We start from the raw sequence: 19,456 nt of genomic DNA on the forward strand, positions 1-19,456 counted from the left end.
AAACCGAAAGCCGTACAAACAGTGAAGCTGACACTGGATCATCGGGTTACCCCTACCAGCGCGATATACAGAGACTTGATCCATCGAATGAACCAGAGTCGCCCGCATATCTCTTCAGATATCATCAATGTCAAAGAGCGTGAGAGACAAAAACCAGACCAGTGCGCCCTATCTTCCGGCGCGCCCGCCTTTCCCTGCCTCTCGATGTTCCGTCCGCATCGTCTGCAACCGCGTCTCGTTTCCTCGCCGCCGCCGCTCCGTCCTGCGTCCCGTCAGCGCCTCAGCGCCGCCGGTGAGGGGCTATCTACGGATTACACCCGACACCCGCAAGCCCCCTTTCCCATTATTCGTCATCTTTTTTTCACCTGAGAGAATATTATTGTGATTTCAGCGGGTTAATTCATAAGGAAAACTGTGCATCCCCCTGATGCCGACCCGCTGCATGGCCCGGCGATCCTCGGACCGACCCCGGCTTCCACCACATCTTGCGTTACCCACAGCCTTATACCCAAGAGCGCCCACAGGTGGCCTGAGAATCCCAGAGCGTCAGGCGTTGCGACTCGCGAAGTGACTCGTTTTTCCCGCCCGCCAAGGCAGCCCCGCGCCCCGCGTCAGCCGCGCAGACGGCGGCGGGACATGGTCTCGAGCGCGGGAAGCCTCAGGGCCAGCAGCCCGAGCACCGCGATCAGGTAGGCCAGCGGCTCGATCTGGAAGCCCTTTGCCAGCATCACGAAGTGCAGCGCCCCCAAAAGGACCGCCGCATAGGTGAGCCGGTGCAACTGGCGCCAGCGGAGACCTCCAAGCCGGCGCACCGAGAGATTGTTGGACGTCAGTGCCAGCGGGATCAGCAGCGCGAAACCCGCCATCCCCACGGTGATATACGGGCGCTTCACGATGTCGGCCCAGATCTGCGCAGGGATCTGCACGTCGAGCACCAGCCACACCAGCAGGTGCAGCAATACGTAGAAAAACGCGATCAGCCCCACGGCACGACGGAAGCGCAGCAGATTCACCCCGGCGAAGCGCCGCAGCGGCGTGATGCAAAGCCCCACGACCAGAAGCTGCAGGGCGAATTCACCCAGCGCATGCTCAAGCGCCTTGATCGGCTCGACGCCCAAGCCCCCGGTCAGCCCTTGCCAGAGCCACCAGAGCGCCGGCAGCGGTGACAGTATATATAGGGTCCAGCTGGGGACGCGCCGGGTGGCGGCGTTGATCCGGTCGGCGATCATCAGAAATACGTCGAAAGGTCCATGCCGGCATAGAGCCCGGCCACCTCGTCGCCATAGCCGTTGAACGGCAGCGTGTCCTGCCGCGCGGCGAAGAGCCCTCCGCCGATGCGCCGCTCTGTGGCCTGGCTCCAGCGCGGATGGCTGACCTCGGGGTTCACGTTGGAATAGAAGCCGTACTCGCGGGCGTTGGCCTTGTTCCACGAGGTCGGCGGCTCGCTGTCGGTCAGGGTGATGCGCACCACCGACTTGATCGACTTGAACCCGTATTTCCACGGCACCACCAGCCGCAGCGGCGCGCCGTTCTGCTTGGGGATGTCCTTGCCGTAGATGCCCGTGGCCATGATCGTGAGCGGGTGCATCGCCTCATCGAGCCGCAGCCCTTCGACATAGGGCCAGTCGAGCACACGGTAGGCGGTGCCCGGCATCTCGTCGCGGTTCAGGACGGTCTCGAAACCGACATACTTGGCCGAGGACTGCACCCCGGCGAGCTCCAGCAGGTCGGCAAGCTCGAACCCGGTCCAAGGCACGACCATCGACCAGGCCTCGACACAGCGGAAGCGGTAGAGCCTTTCCTCGAGCGTCATCTTCGACAGGATGTCCTCGAAGGCGTAATCCCCGGGGCGGTCGACAAGACCGTCGATGCGCACGGTCCAGGGCGCGATGGTGAGCCGTTCGGCATAGCGGGCAGGATCGTCCTTGCCGGTGCCGAACTCATAGTAGTTGTTGTAGCTGGTGATCTCTTCCCAGCTGTTGGGTTCGAGATCCCCCTCGGCGGCGCGGGCGCCCCCGGCGATGCCCATGAGCCCGAGCCCCGCGGCCCCGCCCAGCAGCGCGCGGCGGTTCAGCCAGAGCGCCTCATCGGTCACGTCGCGGTCTTTCAGTGTGCCTGTCCAGCGCAGGGCCATGGCGTCCTCCTGTTGCGTCCCCCGCAGCAGAAGGTAGCCGACGCACCGGCGTGCTCAAACAAACAAAGACTCACTTTGCGGTGTCGGGGTTGTAACTTGGCCGGATCTTGTTGAACGGGATCGAACTGCCGTCCGCCTGCACGATGCGCACATGGCGGCGGCGCATCTGTCGGGGCTCGGAGACGCCGACAGAGTGTGCGATGGTCTCGACCTCCTTGATGATGCTCCTGGCGTAGTTGGCGACCTTCACGTACTTGTCCTCGACCACCAGCCCCTTCTGCAGGCGCGGGTCATGGGTGGTGATGCCGGTGGGACAGGTGTTGCGGTTGCACTTGAGCGCCTGGATGCAGCCGAGCGAGAACATGAAACCGCGCGCCGAGGTGACGAAGTCGGCGCCGAGGCAGATCGCCCAGGCCACGTCGGCCGGGTTCACCAGCTTGCCGCTGGCGATGATGCGGATGCGGTCCTTGAGCCCGTAGCGGTCGCGCAGGTCGACGATCCGGGGCAGCGCCTCGCGGATCGGCATGCCGACAAGGTCGATGAGCGGCATGGGGGCCGCGCCGGTGCCGCCCTCGCCGCCGTCGATGGTGATGAAGTCGGGCGCGCTTTCGGGGCCGCGCTCGATGATCAGCTTGAACAGGTTCTCCCACTCGTCGGACGAGCCGATCACCGTCTTGAAGCCCACAGGTTTGCCCGAGACCTCGCGGATGTGGCCGATCATGTCGAGCAGGTCGCCGAAATCGTCGATCTCGCGGTGGCGGTTGGGCGAGATGCCGGCCTGCCCGACCTTGAGGCCCCGGATCGCCGCGACCTCCTCGTTGACCTTCTCGCCGGGCAGGATGCCGCCCTTGCCGGGCTTGGCGCCCTGCGCGAGCTTGAGCTCGAACATCTTCACCTGCGGATCGGTGCCGACCTTCCGGAGCTTCTCGTCCGAGAGCCCGCCGGTCTCGTCACGCAGGCCGAACTTGGCGGTGCCGATCTGGAACACGAGATCGCAGTCGGCCACCTTGTGATAGGGCGAGAGCCCGCCCTCGCCGGTGTTGAGCCAGATCCCGGCCTTGGCGGCGCCGCGGCTCAGGGCCTCGACCGCGGGACGCGAGATCGCACCGTAGCTCATGCCCGAGATGTTGAAGATCGACCTGGCCACGTAGGGCACCCGCGCGTGCGGGCCGATCACCATGGGCTCGGTCGTGGCGAACTGGTCGTCGAGCGGCGGGAACACCGCGTTCACGAAGATCGGCGTGCCGGGGATGTTGAGGTTGCGGGTCGAGCCGAAGGCCACGGTGTTATCCTTGCCCTTGGTGGCGTGGTAGACCCACTCACGCTGCGCCCGGTTGAACGGCATCTCCTCGCGGTCCATGGCGAAGAAGTACTGCCGGAAGAACTCTCCCAGCTTGGTGAAGAGCCCGCGGAAGCGCCCGATCACCGGGTAGTTGCGCCGGATGGCATCGCCGGCCTGCGTCGAATCGACGACATAAAGCGCCGCCGTCAGCATCACGGCCGCGCCGATCACCGCGACAAAGAGCAACGCGAGGACCTGCAAAGCATACATTGCGGCGCCCATGACTTTCCCTCACATATTCATTGATTTGCATGACTGGCGGAATCTTAGTACTTCGGTATCGTGACAATCGTTGCCGGGAACGGCAACCATTGGGGAGGAGAGAGATGAAAAAACTGATTTCGGCGCTGGTCTTGGCCACGTCACCTGTCGCTGCGGAGGAGGCAGTGACCTATGACACGGACCAGAGCTTCGATGACGTGATCTTCGGGCTCGAAAACGCGATCCTCGGGGCCGGGCTGGTCGTCGACCACATCAGCCACACCGGAGAGATGCTCGAGCGCACCCGGCAGGACGTCGGCTCGGACGTGGTGCTGTTCGATCATGCGGATGTCTACAGCTTCTGCTCGGCACAGCTGTCGCGCGAGGTGATGGAGGCGGATCCGATGAACGTGATGTTCTGCCCATACAACGTCTTCGTCATCGTCCGGCACGACACGCCCGACGTGACCACGATCGGCTTCCGGCCGTTCCCAGAGGGCGAGATGCAGACCATCCAGTCGCTGCTCGACGGTATCGTGCGCGACGCCATCGGGCTGGACTGAGCGCGGCCCTCGCCGGGGTCCTTTCGCCCGGGCGCCGCGCACATGAAAAGGCCCGCCGGTGGGGCGGGCCTGTCGGTCTTGTGAGACGTCCTTGCGAGGGCGTCCTGTCGGGCCCCCGCTGGCGGGAGCCCGTGTCAGGCATCAGTGGACGACCGCATCGTCCGGCCGCGGCCGGCTCGAGGCGCCGACCCGCTCGCCGATCAGCAGGCCTTCCGAGCCTGCGGTGACCGGCACCGTGTCGCCGTCCCTGATGTCGCCGGCGAGGATCATCTCGGCCAGCGGATCCTGCAGCGCGCGCTGGATCACCCGCTTGAGCGGACGGGCCCCGAAGACCGGGTCGTAGCCGTCTTCCGCCAGCCACTTCTTGGCGCCCTCGTCGAGCTCCAGCGTGACCTTGCGGTTCGCCAGCCGCTTGAGCAGGCGGGCGAGCTGGATTTCGACGATGCCGTCCATGTCGCCGCGCTTGAGCCGGTCGAAGATGATCGTCTCGTCGAGCCGGTTGAGGAACTCGGGGCGGAAGTGCGCCCGCACCGCGTCCATCACGTCGCGCCGCGCCTGGCTGCTGTCGGCCCCCTCGGGAAGCTGCGACAGCGCCTGCGAGCCAAGGTTGGACGTCAGCACGATCAGCGTCTGCTTGAAGTCCACCGTGCGGCCCTGGCCGTCGGTCAGCACCCCGTCATCGAGCACCTGCAGGAGCACGTTGAACACGTCCGGGTGCGCCTTCTCGACCTCGTCGAACAGCACGACCTGGTAAGGCCGACGCCGCACCGCTTCGGTCAGCACACCGCCCTCGTCGTAGCCCACGTAGCCCGGAGGCGCACCGATGAGACGGGCCACCGAGTGTTTCTCCATGAACTCCGACATGTCGATGCGCACCATCGCGCTGTCGTCGTCGAACAGGAACTCGGCCACGGCCTTGGTCAGCTCGGTCTTGCCGACGCCGGTCGGTCCGAGGAACAGGAACGACCCCAGCGGACGGTTCTCGTCGTTGAGACCCGCACGGGCCCGCCGCACCGCATTGGCGACTGCCTTGACCGCCTGGTTCTGGCCGACGACCCGCTTGTGCAGCCCGTCCTCCATGCGCAGGAGCTTCTCGCGCTCGCCTTCCAGCATCTTGCTGGTCGGGATGCCGGTCCAGCGTTCGACCACCTCGGCGATCTGCTCGGGACGCACGGCCTCTTCGACCATGACGTCACCCTCGGCCGCCTCGGCCTCGGCCAGCTTCTTCTCGATCTCGGGGATCTTGCCGTATTGCAGCTCACCGGCCTTGGCGAAGTTGCCCTCGCGCTTGGCGATCTCGAGCTCGGCGCGCAGCCGGTCCAGCTGCTCCTTCAGATCCCGGGCCGAGGCCAGCTTGTCGCGCTCGGCCTGCCACTGGGCGGTCATCTCGGCGGATTTCTCCTCGAGATCGGCCAGTTCCTTTTCGAGCTTCTCGAGCCGGTCCTTCGACGCCGCGTCGTCCTCGAGCTTCAGCGCCTCGACCTCGATCTGCATCTGCAGGATGTTGCGGTCGAGCTGGTCGAGCTCTTCGGGCTTGCTGTCCACTTCCATCCGCAGCCGCGATGCCGCCTCGTCCATCAGGTCGATGGCCTTGTCCGGCAGGAAACGGTCGGTGATGTAGCGGTGGCTCAGCGTGGCGGCGGCGACAAGCGCAGAGTCCGAGATCCGCACGCCGTGGTGCAGCTCGTATTTCTCCTTGATGCCGCGCAGGATCGAGATGGTGTCCTCGACCGTCGGCTCCTGCACCATCACCGGCTGGAAGCGCCGGGCCAGCGCCGGGTCCTTCTCGACGTGCTTGCGGTACTCGTCGAGCGTGGTGGCGCCGACGCAGTGCAGCTCACCCCGTGCGAGCGCGGGTTTCAGCAGGTTCGACGCGTCCATGGCGCCGTCCGTCTTGCCCGCGCCGACCAGCGTGTGCATCTCGTCGATGAACAGGATGATCTCGCCCGCAGCTGACTCGATCTCCTTGAGGATAGACTTCAGCCGCTCCTCGAACTCGCCACGATATTTCGCACCGGCGATCAGCGCGCCCATGTCGAGCGCCATCAGCCGCTTGTTGCGCAGGCTCTCCGGCACGTCGCCGTCGATGATGCGCAGCGCGAGGCCCTCGGCAATCGCCGTTTTACCGACGCCGGGTTCCCCGATCAGCACCGGGTTGTTCTTGGTGCGGCGGCTCAGCACCTGCATAGAGCGACGGATTTCCTCGTCCCGGCCGATGATCGGGTCGATCCGGCCCTGCTCGGCGGCCTCGGTCAGGTCGCGGGCGTATTTCTTGAGGGCGTCATAACCCTCTTCCGCCGATGCACTGTCCGCGGTGCGGCCCTTGCGCAGGTCGTTGATCGCCTCGTTCAGGCGCTGCGGCGTCAGATTGCCGGCCTCGAGCGCCTCCTTGGCACCGGATTTCTCGATGGCGAGGGCGGTGAGGATGCGCTCGACGGGAACGAAGCTGTCGCCCGCCTTCTTCGCGATCTTCTCGGCCTCGTCGAGCACGCGCGCCGTTGCCGGGTCCAGATAGACCTGGCCTGCGTCGCCGCTCACCCGGGGGATCTTGCTCAGCTTCTGCTCGAGCACCTCGACCACGCGCGGCGGCTGACCGCCCGCACGGGTGATGAGATTGGACGCGAGCCCCTGCTCGTCATCCATCAGGGCCTTCAGCAGATGTTCCGGGACCAATCGCTGGTGGTTGTCCCGCATAGCGATGGTCTGTGCGGCCTGAATGAAACCACGCGACCGCTCCGTGAACTTCTCCAAGTTCATGGTGTCTCTCCTTCCATAAGCGCCCGCTGGGAAAATGTCGCGCCCGCCTGGGCGGCACGCGGCTGTCTCGGGCCTCGGATTACAGATGGTTGCCGTCGTGAAAGGCTTCAAGATCCGTGATGGCAGAATCCGCATCCATCATATCTTTACCCGTATCGCGGATAGTTTCACGGGAAACGGAGGCTGACGCGATGCACGTACGGAGAATCACCCTTGACGGCTTCGACGGGCCGGAACCCGAGCGGATGAAACCGGGAACGGTCTCGCTCGTCGCCGCAAACGGCCGGATCGAGATCGCGCTGCTGGCCCCGCCCCGGGTCTCGCCATGGCGCATCGCCCTGCCCCGGCGCATCCTCTCGCGGGCCATCGACCGGGTGATGCGGATGCCGGAATACCGCACCGGCCAGGAAGAGCTGTCTTTCGACGAAGGCGTGCTGACCGGCCTGCGCATGGGCAATCCGCCAGGCTAGCAGGCGCGCCCGCCCCCGCCGGGCTTGACGGCAGCGCCCCTGCGCCGCATGAGGGGACGATCCCAAGACAGCAGGAGCGCCCGATGACCGACGACCGCCTGATCGTTGCCCTAGACGTGCCGAACGCGCTGGAGGCGCTGAAGCTCACCGACCAGATCGGCGATGCCGTGTCCTTCTACAAGATCGGCCTCGGGATGCTGACCGGCGGCGGTCTGGCGCTCGCCAACGAGCTCAAGCAGGAGCACGGCAAGCGCATCTTCCTCGACATGAAGCTCTTCGACATCGGTCAGACGGTCGAGAACGCGGTACGCGGGCTGGCGCAGTTCGACCTCGACTTCCTCACGGTGCACGGTGACCCGCACGTGGTCCGCGCCGCCAAGGAAGGCGCCGCCGGCAAGGATCTCAAGATCCTCGCGGTGACTATCCTGACCTCGCTCGACCGCGCCGACCTCGATGCCAGCATGATCCAGACGGGCGAGGTGGCGGACCTGGTGGTCGAGCGTGCCGCCCGCGCCTTCGAGGCCGGGGCCGACGGCATCATCGCCTCGCCGAACGAGGCCGCGCGCATCCGCGCCCTGCCCGAAGCCGAGGGCCGGCTCATCGTGACCCCCGGCGTGCGCCCCGCGGGCAGCGCCGACGACGACCAGAAGCGCATTGCGACGCCCGCCAACGCCGTCGCCGCCGGGGCCGACCACATCGTGGTGGGCCGTCCGGTCTGGCGCTCGGAAAGCCCGCGCGACGCGGCGCTCTCGATCCAGCGAGAGCTGGCCTCGCCGCAGGCTCAGCGCCCGAACCGGGGCTGATCGCCGCTTGCGCGCGGGCCCCGTTCGGTCTACCGAACCCGCATGACCCGCGCGACGACCCATATCCGCTTCTGGTGGCAGCCCTCCTGACAGGGCGGCCAGCGCGATCATGCACGACACAGGGCCGCCGCATCCGGGCGGCCTTTTTCATATCCCCTCCCCCGATGCGGCGTCCCGTTCCCCCACAACGGAGACCCAACATGTCCAGACCCGTCATCCTCACCGGCGACCGCACCACCGGCCCGCTGCACATCGGCCATTACGCCGGTTCCCTGAAGAACCGGCTGGCGTTGCAGGACAGCCACCGGCAGTTCCTGCTGCTTGCCGACACCCAGGCGCTGACCGACAACGCCGACGACATCGGCAAGGTGCGCCGCAACGTGCTTGAGGTGGCCTTCGACTATCTCGCGGTGGGCATCGACCCGGCGAAGACCACGATCTGCCTGCAATCGCATCTGCCCGCGCTGGCCGAACTGTCGATGCTCTATCTCAACTTCGTCACCGTCGCCCGGCTCGAGCGCAACCCGACCATCAAGGACGAGATCCGCGCCCGCGGCTTCGGGCGCGACATCCCGGCGGGCTTCCTCTGCTACCCGGCCGCGCAGGCCGCCGACATCACCGCCTTCAAGGCCACCGTCGTGCCGGTGGGCGAGGATCAGGCGCCGCTGATCGAGCAATGCAACGAGATCGTCCGCCGCATCAACGCCAGCGCCGGGCGCGAGGTGCTGCCCGAGGCGCAGGCGCTGATCCCCGAGGCCGGCCGCCTCCCGGGCATCGACGGCAGGGCCAAGATGAGCAAGTCAGGCGGCAACGCCATCGCGCTCTCTGCCGGGCCGGACGAGATTCGCGCCGCCGTGCGCGCCATGTTCACCGACCCCGACCACCTGCGGATCGAGGATCCGGGCCGCATCGAGGGCAACGTGGTCTTCACCTATCTCGACGCCTTCGACCCGGACCGCGAGGAGGTGGCGCGGCTCAAGGACCACTACAGGCGCGGCGGGCTCGGCGATTCCGTGGTGAAACGCCGGCTCGAGGAAATCCTGCAGGAACTTCTCGCCCCGATCCGCACCCGGCGGGCAGACTACGCCGCCGACCCGGGCGAGGTGCTGCGCATCGTCGCCGAGGGCACCGGCGCGGCGCGGGATCTCACCGATGCCACGAAACAGGAGGTGATGGAGGCGCTGGGGCTGTTCCGGCTCTGACCCGCCCCCGGAACGACGGCCTGCCCCGAGGCGACCCGGGCGGGCCGCTCAGTCCTCGTTGATGTCGCGATCCCAGAGCTTGACCTGCCCCTTGCGGACACCGACGAGCTGGCGCAGCACGATCCACGCCACCAGCGACACCATCGCGAAGACCAGCAACAGCCACGGCCAGGCCACGGCGTAGCCCGCCAGCAGCCAGAGCCCGACCGCCGCCGCGCCCACCGCGAAGCCGAGGAAGATGAACCCCGGCGCCAGCATCTCGAGAACCAGAAGCAGCACCGCCGCCGCCATCCAGGCCCACCAGAGGTAGATCATTCGCTGCGCCCCTTCAGCATGCCGAACGCGTTGCGGAACGCGTCGAGCGCATCGGCCGGGACCACGATGGTCTGCTTGCCCTCGCCCTTGCCGAGCGCGGTCAGCGCCTCCACCTGCTTCAGCGCGACCTGATACTGCGCCGCCGACAGGCCGTGATCGGCGATGGCCTTTGCAACCACCTGCGTGGCATAGGCCTCGGCGTCTGCGGCAATGCGGCGGGCCTTGGCAACCTGCTCGGCGGCGTAGAGCTCGGCATCGGCGGCCAGTTCGACCGCGCGCTTCTTGCCCTCGGCCTCGGTGACCTGCGCCCGGCGCGCGCGCTCGGCGTTGAGCTGCTGCAGCATCGCGTCGCGCGTCGCCTGGTCGAGGTTCACGTCGAGGATCTCGGCCCTCGTCACCTCGATACCCCAGTCGTCGACCTGCTCCTCGACATTGCCCTTGATCGTCGCGATCAGCGCCGCGCGGTTGGACTGCACCTCGTCGAGTTCCATCTTGCCGATCTCGGCGCGCACGATGCCGGTGACCGTGGTGGCGATGGCCGCGTCGACATCGCGGATGCGGTAGACGGTCTTCTCGGGTTCGAGGATGCGGTAGAACACCGAGGTCTCGACCTCTACGAGAACGTTATCCGCCGTGATGGCATCCTGGCTGGCGTTGGGCAGCTGGCGTTCGAGGATCGACACCTTGTGGCGGACCCGGTCGAGGAAGGGGACGATGAAGTTGATCCCCGGTCCAAGCACCGCACGCAATCGCCCAAAGCGCTCGACCACATGTTTTTCTGACTGCGGAACGATGCGGACGCCCAGCAGGATCGCCAGGATGATGAAGCCCGCCAGCAACAGGACGACGAGATTTCCGCCCTGTAGGACCCCGCTCAGAATGTCTTCGATACTCATCAAATTCGCCTCATTATTCGGCGGCAGTATGCCGACCGTCACAGGGTCGCGAAAGCGGTTTCCGGAACCCTTGCGCGGTTTTCGGCGTTCTCGAAGCGTAACAGGCAGGAGACTTTCCGATGATACAGAGCCATGCTCAGATCGGCAATCTGACCTACAATGCCGGTGAAGAGTGCTACGAGGCGCTCGTGACCTTCCACACGGATGAAGGCCGGCTGCGGGTTGCCAGCAGCTTTCATAGCCCGCTCGACGCAAGCGAAGAGCGGGTCCGCCGCGGCCTTCTGGCCAACGCGATGAAGACGAGAAATTCCTCCGAGGGGCTGCGCGCCCGGCTCATGCCGCGCGCCGCGCAGGGACCCTTCCGCGAACCGCCCGCGCGCTCGCACCCCTACGATTCCTTCGCGTGGCTGCGCTGGATGCGGGCGGCCTGACACGGCGGCCCGCCAGCGCGGGCCCTGCGTCTCAGTCGCGGCCCTCGAGATAGGCGGTCAGAAGCGCGCGGAAATGCGGAATCGCGTCCTCGCGCGCGGCGTATTCCTCGGGCGGCATGAGCTGCCAGCCATAACCCTCGTCACCGAACCGGATGTCACGTGCGCGGTCGGCGGGCAGATGCGCCGCGAAGAACACCGCGTAGCCGTGCTGGTGCCCCCATTCGAGCAGCTCCTCGCTCAGCTCGAGCCCCACTTCCTCGCGGGTTTCGCGCAGCGCGCAATCCTCGGGGCGCTCGTCGCCCTCGCGGCCGCCGCCCGGAAAGTCGAGATACCCCGGCCACGGAATCCCCTCGGTATGATCCCGCCGGATCACCAGAAGATCGCCGCCCAGAAAGAGCATCACCTTCGCACCTTCGAAGCTCATGACATGGCCCCGGCCACCGTTTCCCACTATATTGGACAGGTAGACATTCGCCCGGGAATTACCACCCATGCCCGCGCTCTGCCGCGACTGCCTGACCGAATTCGACGACGGGACGCGCTGCCCGTCGTGCGGGCGCCCGAGAGTGGTGCGCCATGACGAGCTGTGGACGCTCGGCATCGCGCACATGGATTGCGACGCCTTCTACGCCAGCGTCGAAAAGCGCGAGAACCCCGAGCTTGCCGACAAGCCGGTCATCATCGGAGGCGGCAAGCGCGGCGTGGTCTCGACCGCCTGCTACGTGGCGCGGATCCGCGGCGTGCGCTCGGCCATGCCGATGTTCCAGGCGCTGAAGCTCTGCCCCGACGCGGTGGTGCTGAAGCCGCGCATGTCGCTCTACGCCGAGGTCTCGCGCCAGATCCGCGGCTTCATGGAAGAGCTCACTCCCGCCATCGAGCCGCTGTCGCTGGACGAGGCCTTTCTCGACCTCACCGGCACCGCGCGGCTGCACGGGGCGCCGCCGGCCGTGGTGCTGGCGCGGCTGGTGAGGCGGATGAAGGCCGAGCTTGGCGTCACCGGCTCCATCGGGCTCTCGCACAACAAGTTCCTCGCCAAGATAGCCTCTGACCTCGACAAGCCACACGGCTTCTCGGTGATCGGCAAGGCCGAGACGCAGGACTTCTTGCGGCCACGACCCGTGCGGATGATCTGGGGCGTGGGCCAGGCCGGGCAGGAAGCGCTCGACCGCGCCGGCATCCGCACCTTCGAGGACCTGCTGCGCTGGGACCGCGAGGCGCTGGCGGCGCGCTTCGGCAGCATGGGCGACCGGCTGTGGCACCTTGCCCGTGGCGAGGATCACCGGCGGGTGACCCGCGACGCGCCGGTAAAGTCGATCTCGAACGAGACGACTTTCAGCGAGGACACCGCCGATCCGGACATCCTCGACGGCCACCTCTGGCGCATGTGCGAAAAGGTCGCCGACCGTGCCAAGGCCAAAGGGCTGGCCGGACAGGTCGTGGTGCTGAAGCTCAAGCGGGCAAATTTCCAGCTGATCACCCGGCGCCACGCGCTGGGACATGGCGACGCGACGCAGATGGCGGACCGCATCTACCGCGAGGCCCGGGCGCTCTTCGACCAGGTCGGCGCGCGCGGGCCCTATCGGTTGCTGGGGGCGGGAATCTCGCAACTGGTGCCGGCGGCGCAGGCCGACCGGCTGGGCGACCTGCTCGACCCTCAGGCGGAGCGGCGCGCCGGGGCCGAACGCGCCACGGATGCGATCCGCGCAAGGTTCGGCGACGACGCGATCATGAAGGGCCGCGCCCTGCGCTGACCCGCGGAACGCTCTCAGGCGCCGCGGCGCAGAAGCTGGTCTTCCTCGTCCGAGGGATCGTAGCCAAGCGCTTCGAGCCCGGCCTCGAGGTGGTCGGCCACGTGCGGCGTGCCGATCAGGTAATCGGCGGTCGGGGTCGAGGCCTCGGACATGGCCGTCGCGAAGGCTTCCTGCCATTCGTCGGCTTCAAAGGCGTCGCGGCCGATCCACATGATCGCCACCAGCGCGCCCTGCTCCTCCTCCGTCATGTGCTCGATGACACCGCGCAATTCACCTTCGCCGCGGTCCATCTCGCGCGCCAGCAGGATGACATGGGCGACCTTCCTGACACTGATCTCTTCCATTTTCCCCGTCTCCTTGATCGTGGCGATCCACTTAGGACACGTCCGCCACGTCCCGTCATTGATCCTGCTCAAGAGTACGGCAGGTTCGGGCGTCTGGCAAAACTTCTCGCACGCGGCTCAAACATGGGCCGCGCGCCGGCCGGGTGTCAGGAGTTGCGCGGCAGCGGCACGATGGTGTCGTCGCGCCCGTCCTCGAAATCGAAGGCATCGAGACGCCGCGCCCGCAGCCCCGCCTTCTCGGCGCTGATGCGGATCTCGGCGACGTCGCGCGCCGCCTGTCCGAAATGCCGGTCGAGGTTCTCGACCCGGGCTCCGAGCCGTTCCACATCTGCGTGCAGCAGCGCCAGCTCGCGCCGGATCGCGCCCGCCTGCTCGCGCATCCGCGCGTCCTTGAGGATCGCCCGAAGGGTGTTGAGCGTCGCCATGCAGGTGGTCGGCGAGACGATCCAGACCCGCAGGTTGAAGCCCTCGCGCACCACCTCGGGGTGATTGGCGTGCAGCTCGGCATAGACCGCCTCGGAGGGCAGGAACATCAGCGCGGAATCCGCCGTCTCGCCCTCGATGATGTAGCGCGAGGCGATGTCGCGCAGGTGCTTGCGCACCGACAGCCGGAAGGCCTGCGCGGCGCGGGTGCGGCTGTCGCCCTGCTCGGCCCGCTGCAGCGCCTCGTAGGCCTCGAGCGGAAACTTGGCGTCGATGACGATGGGCCCCGGCGGCTCGGGCATGTGGATGAGGCAGTCGGCGCGGCGGCCGTTCGACAGCGTCGCCTGCATGGTGAAGCTGTCCGGGGGCAGCGCCTTGCCGACGATGTCGTTGAGCTGGATCTCTCCGAAGGCGCCGCGGGTCTGCTTGTTCGACAGGATGTCCTGCAGCGACAGCACGTCGCCCGAGAGCCGCGAGATGTTCTCCTGCGCGCGGTCGATGACCTTCAGCCGTTCCTGCAGCTCGCCCAGCGAATGCGCGGTGCGGCGGGCAGTGCCGTGCAGGCTTTCGGACATGCGGCCCTGCACCTCCGCCAGACGGCGCTCCATCAGCTCGAGCATCGCGGTCTGGCTCTGGGTCTGCGCCTCGGTGACGTGGTGCAGCCCCCCGGCGAGCCGCTCCTGCCCCTCGCCCAGCGCCTCGACCCGGCGCGAGAGCTGCATCAGCGGCTGCGCCATGCGCCCGGCGCGGTTGGCGGCACGGATCGCCAGCAGCATAACCAGCAGCAGCACCCCCAGCACCGCCGCCAGCAGCAGCCGCGGGTCGTTCAGAACTGGCGTAAGGGTCTCGGTCATGTGCGCCCGAACAGCCGCTCGATGTCCGAGAGCTTGAGCTCTACATAGGTGGGGCGGCCGTGGTTGCACTGGCCGGAATGCGGCGTGGCCTCCATCTCGCGCAGCAGCGCGTTCATCTCCTCGGCGCGCATCCGGCGGCCCGAGCGGATCGACCCGTGGCAGGCGACGCGGCTGAGGATGGCCTCGATCTTCTCCTGCACGAGCTGGCTCGAGCCGTAGTCCGCGAGCTCGTCGAGAATGTCGTTGAGCAGCGCCTTGGCGTTGACCTCGCCGAGGATCGCGGGCGTCTCGCGCACCGCGACGGCGCCGCCGCCGAAGGGCTCGACGGTCAGCCCCATGCGTGACAGCTCGTCGGCGACGGACAGAAGCCGCGACAGGTCATCGGCCGAGAACTCGACGATCTCGGGGATCAGCAGCGCCTGCGCCGGGACGCCGCGCTCGGCCATCTGGCGCTTGAGCTTCTCGTAGACCAGCCGCTCATGCGCGGCGTGCTGGTCGACGATGACCACGCCGTCTGCGGTCTGCGCGATGATGTAATTCTCGTGCACCTGCCCGCGCGCGGCCCCGAGCGGCAGCGCTTCGGCGGGCTGCTCGGGCTCTTCGACCACATCGACCCGGCCGGAGTAATCGCGCGAGAACTCGGCAAAGCCCGACGTCGGCTGCGGCGCGGATGGCGTATAGGGCTGAGGCGCCGGGGCCTGCGCCCGCCAGGCGCTGGAGAGCGCCCCCTGCGACGGGCGGTCCATCTGGTAGACCCGCGGCGCGGCGGCGGGCTGCGGCTCGGGCCGCATCGCGCCGAGCGTGGCGCCCGCGACGGTGGTCGAGGCACGGTGCCCGGCCTCGGCCAGCGCGTGGCGCAGCGCCGAGACGATGAGCCCTCGCACGATGCCGGGGTCTCGGAAGCGCACCTCGGATTTCGCCGGGTGCACGTTCACGTCGACCTTGTGCGGGTCGCAATCGACGAAGAGCGCCACCGCCGGGTGCCGCTCGCGGCTGAGGAAATCCGCGTAGGCGCCGCGCAGCGCGCCGTGCAGCAGCCGGTCCTGCACCGGGCGGCCGTTGACGAAGAGATGCTGCGCCACCGAGGAGCCGCGCGAATAGGTCGGCAGCGCCGCGAGCCCGGTCAGCCGGAAGCCCTCGCGCTCGGCGTCGATGGAAAGCGCGTTGTCGGTGAACTCGGCGCCCATCACCTGCCCCATCCGCCCGCGCAGCGCGTCGAAGAGATCGCCCGAACAGGGGTCGGCGCGGAAGGTGACGCGGTCCTTGCCGTCGCTCACGTCGCGCAGGGTGAAGCCTACCGAGGGCTCGGCCATGGCAAGCCTCTTGATGACCTCGGAGATCGACTGCATTTCGGCCCGGTCGGTGCGCAGGAACTTGAGCCGCGCCGGCGTCGCGTAGAAGAGATCGCGCAGGGTCACCACGGTGCCGCCGTTCAGCGCGCAGGGCTTCACGCCGCCGGTCTGCCCGCCCGCGACCGAGATCTCGGCGCCCTCCTCGCCCGCGGCCCGGCTCTGGATGGTCAGCCGCCCGACCGCGCCCAGCGAGGGCAGCGCCTCGCCCCGGAAGCCGAAGCTGTGAATGTCGAGCAGGTCGCTGCCGTCGATCTTCGAGGTGGCGTGCGCGACAGCGCCAGCGGCAGCTCGCCGGCGCTCATGCCGCAGCCGTCGTCCGTGACCCGGATCAGGGTCTTGCCGCCGTCCGCGATCTCGATCGCGACTCGGCGCGCGCCCGCGTCGATGGCGTTCTCGACCAGCTCCTTGACCGCCGAGGCCGGCCGTTCGACGACCTCGCCCGCCGCGATACGGTTGATCGCGGACTCATCAAGCTGCCGGATGACGGGACGGGATTCAGGGCTGATATTGGGGGCGTGGGTGTTCATCCCACTATACCTAGCAGCCGATCCGCGATTCTGAAACGGGGGAATGCGGCCTCCGCGGCGGGGCCCGTTGCCCATAGAACCAAAGTATCGGTCGGAGCGTTAACGAAACAATGTTACCCTGTCGCCGAGGGTGGTCGCAGTATTGCTGCATCCGTCACTCGAGCAAAAAAACGCCAAATTACTGGAGAAACAAGATGCCCGTTACACGCTTCGCATACGAGACAATCGCCGCATTCTACGGCGAGAGCTTTGCTCAGACCTGGTTCCGCCCGGTGTCCGCCGTTTTCAAGAACAGCTGACGCGCTGCGCTTCACGACCTGAAAGACCCAAGGATCACCCGCCGCCGACTGCCGCGGATGACCGCACAGAGGGCTTTGAAACGCCCTAGCCTTCCGTCGCCGCCCTGAACCAGCGACGAATGACGTCACGCTCGGAGTCTTCCATGAAGGACAGGTTCGCGGGCGGCATGGCCCGGCTCAAACCGGCCTGCAGATATATGGACTTCGCGTTCTCGGCGATGCCCTTCGCACTGTCGAGATGGACACCCTTTGGTGCCCAGTAGAGGCCCTCCCACCCCGGCTCGGCGCTGTGACACATCGAACAGCGGCCCAGAATGATGTCCTGCACCTCGGCAAACCCCTCCGCCTCGGCATAGCGCTGCGATGGCCCCTCGGCCTGTGCGTCCCAGTCACTTTCGCCCGGCAGCGACAGCGTCGAGAGCCACATGATCGCGAGGAATAGCAGCGCCGTCACCAGCCACGTCCAGTAGGGCAAGCCCTTGCGCGCGTGCATGGTGTTGAAGAAGTGCCGGATGGTGACCCCCATCAGGAAGACGAGGCTCGCGATGATCCAGTTGTACTCGCTCGCAAAGGCCAGCGGGTAGTGGTTGGACAGCATCAGGAACAGCACCGGCAGGGTGAGGTAGTTGTTGTGGGTGCTGCGCTGCTTGGCGATCTTGCCGTATTTCGGATCCGGGATGCGGCCGTTCTTGAGATCCTCCACCACGATGCGCTGGTTTGGCATGATGATGAAGAACACGTTCGCCGTCATGATCGACGCGGTGAAGGCGCCCAGATGCAGCAGCGCCGCGCGGCCCGAGAACACCTGCGTGTAACCCCAGGCCATCGCCACCAGCACCACGAATAGAAACAGCATCAGGCGGTTGTTGTCGTCGCCGAACGTCGACTTGCAGAGGACGTCATAGGCCAGCCAGCCGACGCTCAGCGACAGCAGCGAGATCAGGATCGCGCCCCAGATCGGCAGGTCCATGACCCGCGGGTCGACGAGGTAGAACTCGGCCCCGAGGTAGTAGACCAGCACCAGCATGGCAAAGCCCGAGAGCCAGGTGACGTAGCTCTCCCACTTGAACCACACGAGGTCCTCCGGCATCCGCTCGGGCGCCACGAGGTATTTCTGGATGTGGTAGAAGCCGCCGCCGTGGACCTGCCACTCCTCGCCATCCGCCCCGGAGGCAAGGTTGCGGTCGCGGTGCAGGCCGAGATCGAGCGCGATGAAATAGAACGAGGATCCGATCCAGGCGATGCCCGTGACAACGTGCAGCCAGCGCACGGCGAACTCGACCCACGCTTCCATCGCGATGAAATCCACCATGTCCCGTCTCCGTTGTCTCGTTCTTTTCGTGCTGCATGCCGCGCAAACGGCCATGGCCTTTCCCTTTTTAGAGACCCCGGTTTGACGCCGAACGCATCCCGAAAAGCGTGCCCACGCTCGGGGAGAAGGCATTCCCCCGTGCCATTGCCCGTCCCGTGATCATTTCCCGCCAGACGCGAACCGCCCGCGCCGTCTCGTCGCATCGCCCTTGAAGGAGGGCCGGATACATCCAATTTGTGGAATGAATATCCCGCAACCGCCGAAAGGACCCGCGCGATGAAAACCGAACAGGTCGGAGACGCCCTTCTCGAGACATGGACCGTGGACGAGGTCGCCGCCGCGTTCAACCGCAACGAGATCATTCTGATCGACGTGCGTACGCCCCAGGAGTTCATGTTCGAGCATATCGAGGGCGCACTCCTGATGCCGATGGCCTTCTTCAACCCCGACAAGCTGCCCGGACAGAGCGAGAAGCGCATCGTCTTTCACTGCGGCTCGGGCGTCCGGTCCGAGCGCGTGGCCCGCAGGGCGATCGACGCGGGCCTTGCCCGGATCGCCCATATGGAAGGCGGGTTCGGTGCGTGGAAGGGCGCCAAGAAGCCCTACATCGGCACCAACATGGCGACCGGCGCACCACATCTGGTGAGCTGACGCGCGTTTTCTTGAGTGACGCCATGACGATGGAGGATGGGGCGCCCTGGACGGGCGCCCTTTCCTTTTATTGCGGGATTGCCAGGGGGCGGGGTGGCGGGTATCGGGTGAATGTTACGATATAACATACGGAATCAATCCCGGAAGGATCCTCCATGTCCAAACCCCTTCTCGCCCTCGCCCTCGGCGCCTCGCTGCTGGGCCTGCCCGCCGCCGCGGAATCCCACGATCACGCTCATGACCACGCGGACGCGCAGAGCCACGAACACGCTCATGGGGATGACGACATCTACCGCGGCTATTTCGACGACGCGCAGATCGCCAACCGCGCGCTGTCGGACTGGGAGGGCGACTGGCAGTCGGTCTACCCGCTGCTGGGCGACGGCACGCTCGACCCGGTCATGCAGCACAAGGCCGAGCACGGCGACAAGAGCGCCGAGGAGTACCGCGCCTATTACGAGACCGGCTACGCCACTGACGTCGACCGCATCCTGATCGAGGGCAACGAGGTGACCTTCTTCGGGCCGGAGGGGTCGGTTTCGGGGAGCTACGCGGATGACGGCTACGAGGTGCTGACCTACGCCAAGGGCAACCGCGGTGTGCGGTTCATCTTCCGCAAGGACGCGGGCGACGCGGCCGCGCCCGCCTACATCCAGTTCAGCGACCATATCATCGCGCCGCAGAAAGCCGGGCACTACCACCTCTACTGGGGCGAGGACCGCGCGGCACTGCTGGAGGAGGTGACCAACTGGCCGACCTACTATCCCGCGTCGCTGACCGGGAACGAGGTCGCCGCCGAGATGATGGCCCACTAAGTCCAGAGCGCGGC

19 protein-coding genes and 1 pseudogene are annotated in these 19,456 nt (G+C 66.8%); 9 read left to right on the forward strand and 11 right to left on the reverse strand.

Translation table 11 applies throughout. The features are described 5' to 3' along the window. A partial coding sequence (locus tag BLQ77_RS29025; RefSeq protein WP_207545815.1) for a hypothetical protein occupies positions 1-369 on the forward strand: 369 nt, incomplete at its 5' end. 242 nt (positions 370-611) lie between these two features. Here BLQ77_RS29025 and msrQ read toward each other — a convergent pair. From msrQ to BLQ77_RS04435, 3 genes are all read right to left on the reverse strand, one after another. Then, positions 612-1,229, reverse strand: a complete 618-nt coding sequence (gene msrQ / locus BLQ77_RS04425; protein WP_089955872.1) for a protein-methionine-sulfoxide reductase heme-binding subunit MsrQ — start codon at positions 1,227-1,229, stop codon at positions 612-614. Further along, positions 1,229-2,134 carry a protein-methionine-sulfoxide reductase catalytic subunit MsrP gene (gene msrP / locus BLQ77_RS04430; RefSeq protein WP_089955875.1) on the reverse strand — a complete coding sequence of 302 codons (906 nt, stop codon included), beginning with the start codon at positions 2,132-2,134 and terminating at the stop codon, positions 1,229-1,231. Before msrP ends, msrQ begins: the two co-directional genes overlap by 1 nt. 70 nt (positions 2,135-2,204) lie before the next feature. Further along, the gene (locus tag BLQ77_RS04435) at positions 2,205-3,698 is read right to left on the reverse strand and encodes an FMN-binding glutamate synthase family protein (RefSeq protein WP_089955878.1); all 1,494 of its coding nucleotides are present in this window, start codon (positions 3,696-3,698) and stop codon (positions 2,205-2,207) included. A gap of 104 nt (positions 3,699-3,802) precedes the next feature. Between BLQ77_RS04435 and BLQ77_RS04440 the strand changes: the two genes are divergently transcribed. Next, positions 3,803-4,240, forward strand: a complete 438-nt coding sequence (locus tag BLQ77_RS04440) for a DUF302 domain-containing protein (protein ID WP_089955880.1) — start codon at positions 3,803-3,805, stop codon at positions 4,238-4,240. A gap of 141 nt (positions 4,241-4,381) precedes the next feature. Here BLQ77_RS04440 and clpB read toward each other — a convergent pair whose 3' ends face one another. Further along, positions 4,382-6,997: an ATP-dependent chaperone ClpB gene (gene clpB / locus BLQ77_RS04445; RefSeq protein WP_089955885.1), complete on the reverse strand. Its 2,616-nt coding sequence runs from the start codon at positions 6,995-6,997 to the stop codon at positions 4,382-4,384. Between the two features lie 191 nt (positions 6,998-7,188). Here clpB and BLQ77_RS04450 point away from each other — a divergent pair, with 191 nt between their 5' ends. The 3 genes from BLQ77_RS04450 (at position 7,189) to trpS (ending at position 9,472) form a co-directional block, all read left to right on the forward strand. Continuing rightward, entirely contained in the window at positions 7,189-7,467 is a 279-nt protein-coding gene (locus tag BLQ77_RS04450; RefSeq protein ID WP_089955889.1) for a hypothetical protein, read from the forward strand. 83 nt (positions 7,468-7,550) lie between these two features. Continuing rightward, complete coding sequence (gene pyrF, locus BLQ77_RS04455; RefSeq protein ID WP_089955893.1) at positions 7,551-8,270, forward strand: orotidine-5'-phosphate decarboxylase; 720 nt, start codon at positions 7,551-7,553, stop codon at positions 8,268-8,270. A 200-nt stretch (positions 8,271-8,470) separates the two neighbouring features. Further along, positions 8,471-9,472, forward strand: coding sequence for a tryptophan--tRNA ligase (gene trpS / locus BLQ77_RS04460; protein WP_089955896.1), 1,002 nt, complete (start codon positions 8,471-8,473; stop codon positions 9,470-9,472). A 48-nt stretch (positions 9,473-9,520) separates the two neighbouring features. Here the strand turns inward: trpS and BLQ77_RS04465 are convergent, their stop codons facing one another. Continuing rightward, on the reverse strand, positions 9,521-9,787 hold the full coding sequence (locus BLQ77_RS04465) for an NfeD family protein (RefSeq protein WP_089955900.1): 267 nt from the start codon (positions 9,785-9,787) through the stop codon (positions 9,521-9,523). Continuing rightward, positions 9,784-10,683, reverse strand: a complete 900-nt coding sequence (locus BLQ77_RS04470) for an SPFH domain-containing protein (RefSeq protein ID WP_089955903.1) — start codon at positions 10,681-10,683, stop codon at positions 9,784-9,786. Before BLQ77_RS04470 ends, BLQ77_RS04465 begins: the two co-directional genes overlap by 4 nt. A gap of 119 nt (positions 10,684-10,802) precedes the next feature. On the opposite strand from BLQ77_RS04470, the gene BLQ77_RS04475 reads away from it, so the two are divergent. Next, positions 10,803-11,114: a hypothetical protein gene (locus BLQ77_RS04475; RefSeq protein WP_089955905.1), complete on the forward strand. Its 312-nt coding sequence runs from the start codon at positions 10,803-10,805 to the stop codon at positions 11,112-11,114. Between the two features lie 31 nt (positions 11,115-11,145). On the opposite strand, the gene BLQ77_RS04480 is transcribed toward BLQ77_RS04475, so the two are convergent. Then, on the reverse strand, positions 11,146-11,538 hold the full coding sequence (locus BLQ77_RS04480) for an NUDIX domain-containing protein (RefSeq protein WP_089955908.1): 393 nt from the start codon (positions 11,536-11,538) through the stop codon (positions 11,146-11,148). A gap of 67 nt (positions 11,539-11,605) precedes the next feature. Between BLQ77_RS04480 and BLQ77_RS04485 the strand changes: the two genes are divergently transcribed. Further along, complete coding sequence (locus BLQ77_RS04485; protein ID WP_089955910.1) at positions 11,606-12,865, forward strand: DNA polymerase IV; 1,260 nt, start codon at positions 11,606-11,608, stop codon at positions 12,863-12,865. Positions 12,866-12,879: 14 nt separating this feature from the next. Here the strand turns inward: BLQ77_RS04485 and BLQ77_RS04490 are convergent, their stop codons facing one another. The 4 genes and pseudogenes from BLQ77_RS04490 to BLQ77_RS04505 form a co-directional block, all read right to left on the reverse strand. Then, positions 12,880-13,209, reverse strand: coding sequence for a DUF3775 domain-containing protein (locus BLQ77_RS04490; protein WP_008886704.1), 330 nt, complete (start codon positions 13,207-13,209; stop codon positions 12,880-12,882). Between the two features lie 146 nt (positions 13,210-13,355). Next, positions 13,356-14,486, reverse strand: coding sequence for a DNA recombination protein RmuC (locus tag BLQ77_RS04495; RefSeq protein ID WP_089955913.1), 1,131 nt, complete (start codon positions 14,484-14,486; stop codon positions 13,356-13,358). Next, positions 14,483-16,365, reverse strand: a pseudogene (gene mutL / locus BLQ77_RS04500) (DNA mismatch repair endonuclease MutL). Before mutL ends, BLQ77_RS04495 begins: the two are co-directional and overlap by 4 nt. Before the next feature lie 384 nt (positions 16,366-16,749). Then, a complete protein-coding gene (locus tag BLQ77_RS04505; RefSeq protein WP_089955916.1) occupies positions 16,750-17,976 on the reverse strand; it encodes a urate hydroxylase PuuD in 1,227 nt (408 codons plus the stop codon). 276 nt (positions 17,977-18,252) lie between these two features. Between BLQ77_RS04505 and BLQ77_RS04510 the strand changes: the two genes are divergently transcribed. Next, positions 18,253-18,627: a rhodanese-like domain-containing protein gene (locus BLQ77_RS04510; RefSeq protein WP_089955918.1), complete on the forward strand. Its 375-nt coding sequence runs from the start codon at positions 18,253-18,255 to the stop codon at positions 18,625-18,627. 155 nt (positions 18,628-18,782) lie between these two features. Continuing rightward, positions 18,783-19,442, forward strand: coding sequence for a ZinT family metal-binding protein (locus BLQ77_RS04515; RefSeq protein WP_089955922.1), 660 nt, complete (start codon positions 18,783-18,785; stop codon positions 19,440-19,442). Positions 19,443-19,456: the final 14 nt, after the last annotated feature.

This window comes from Salipiger thiooxidans (genome assembly GCF_900102075.1).
Lineage (GTDB): Bacteria > Pseudomonadota > Alphaproteobacteria > Rhodobacterales > Rhodobacteraceae > Salipiger > Salipiger thiooxidans.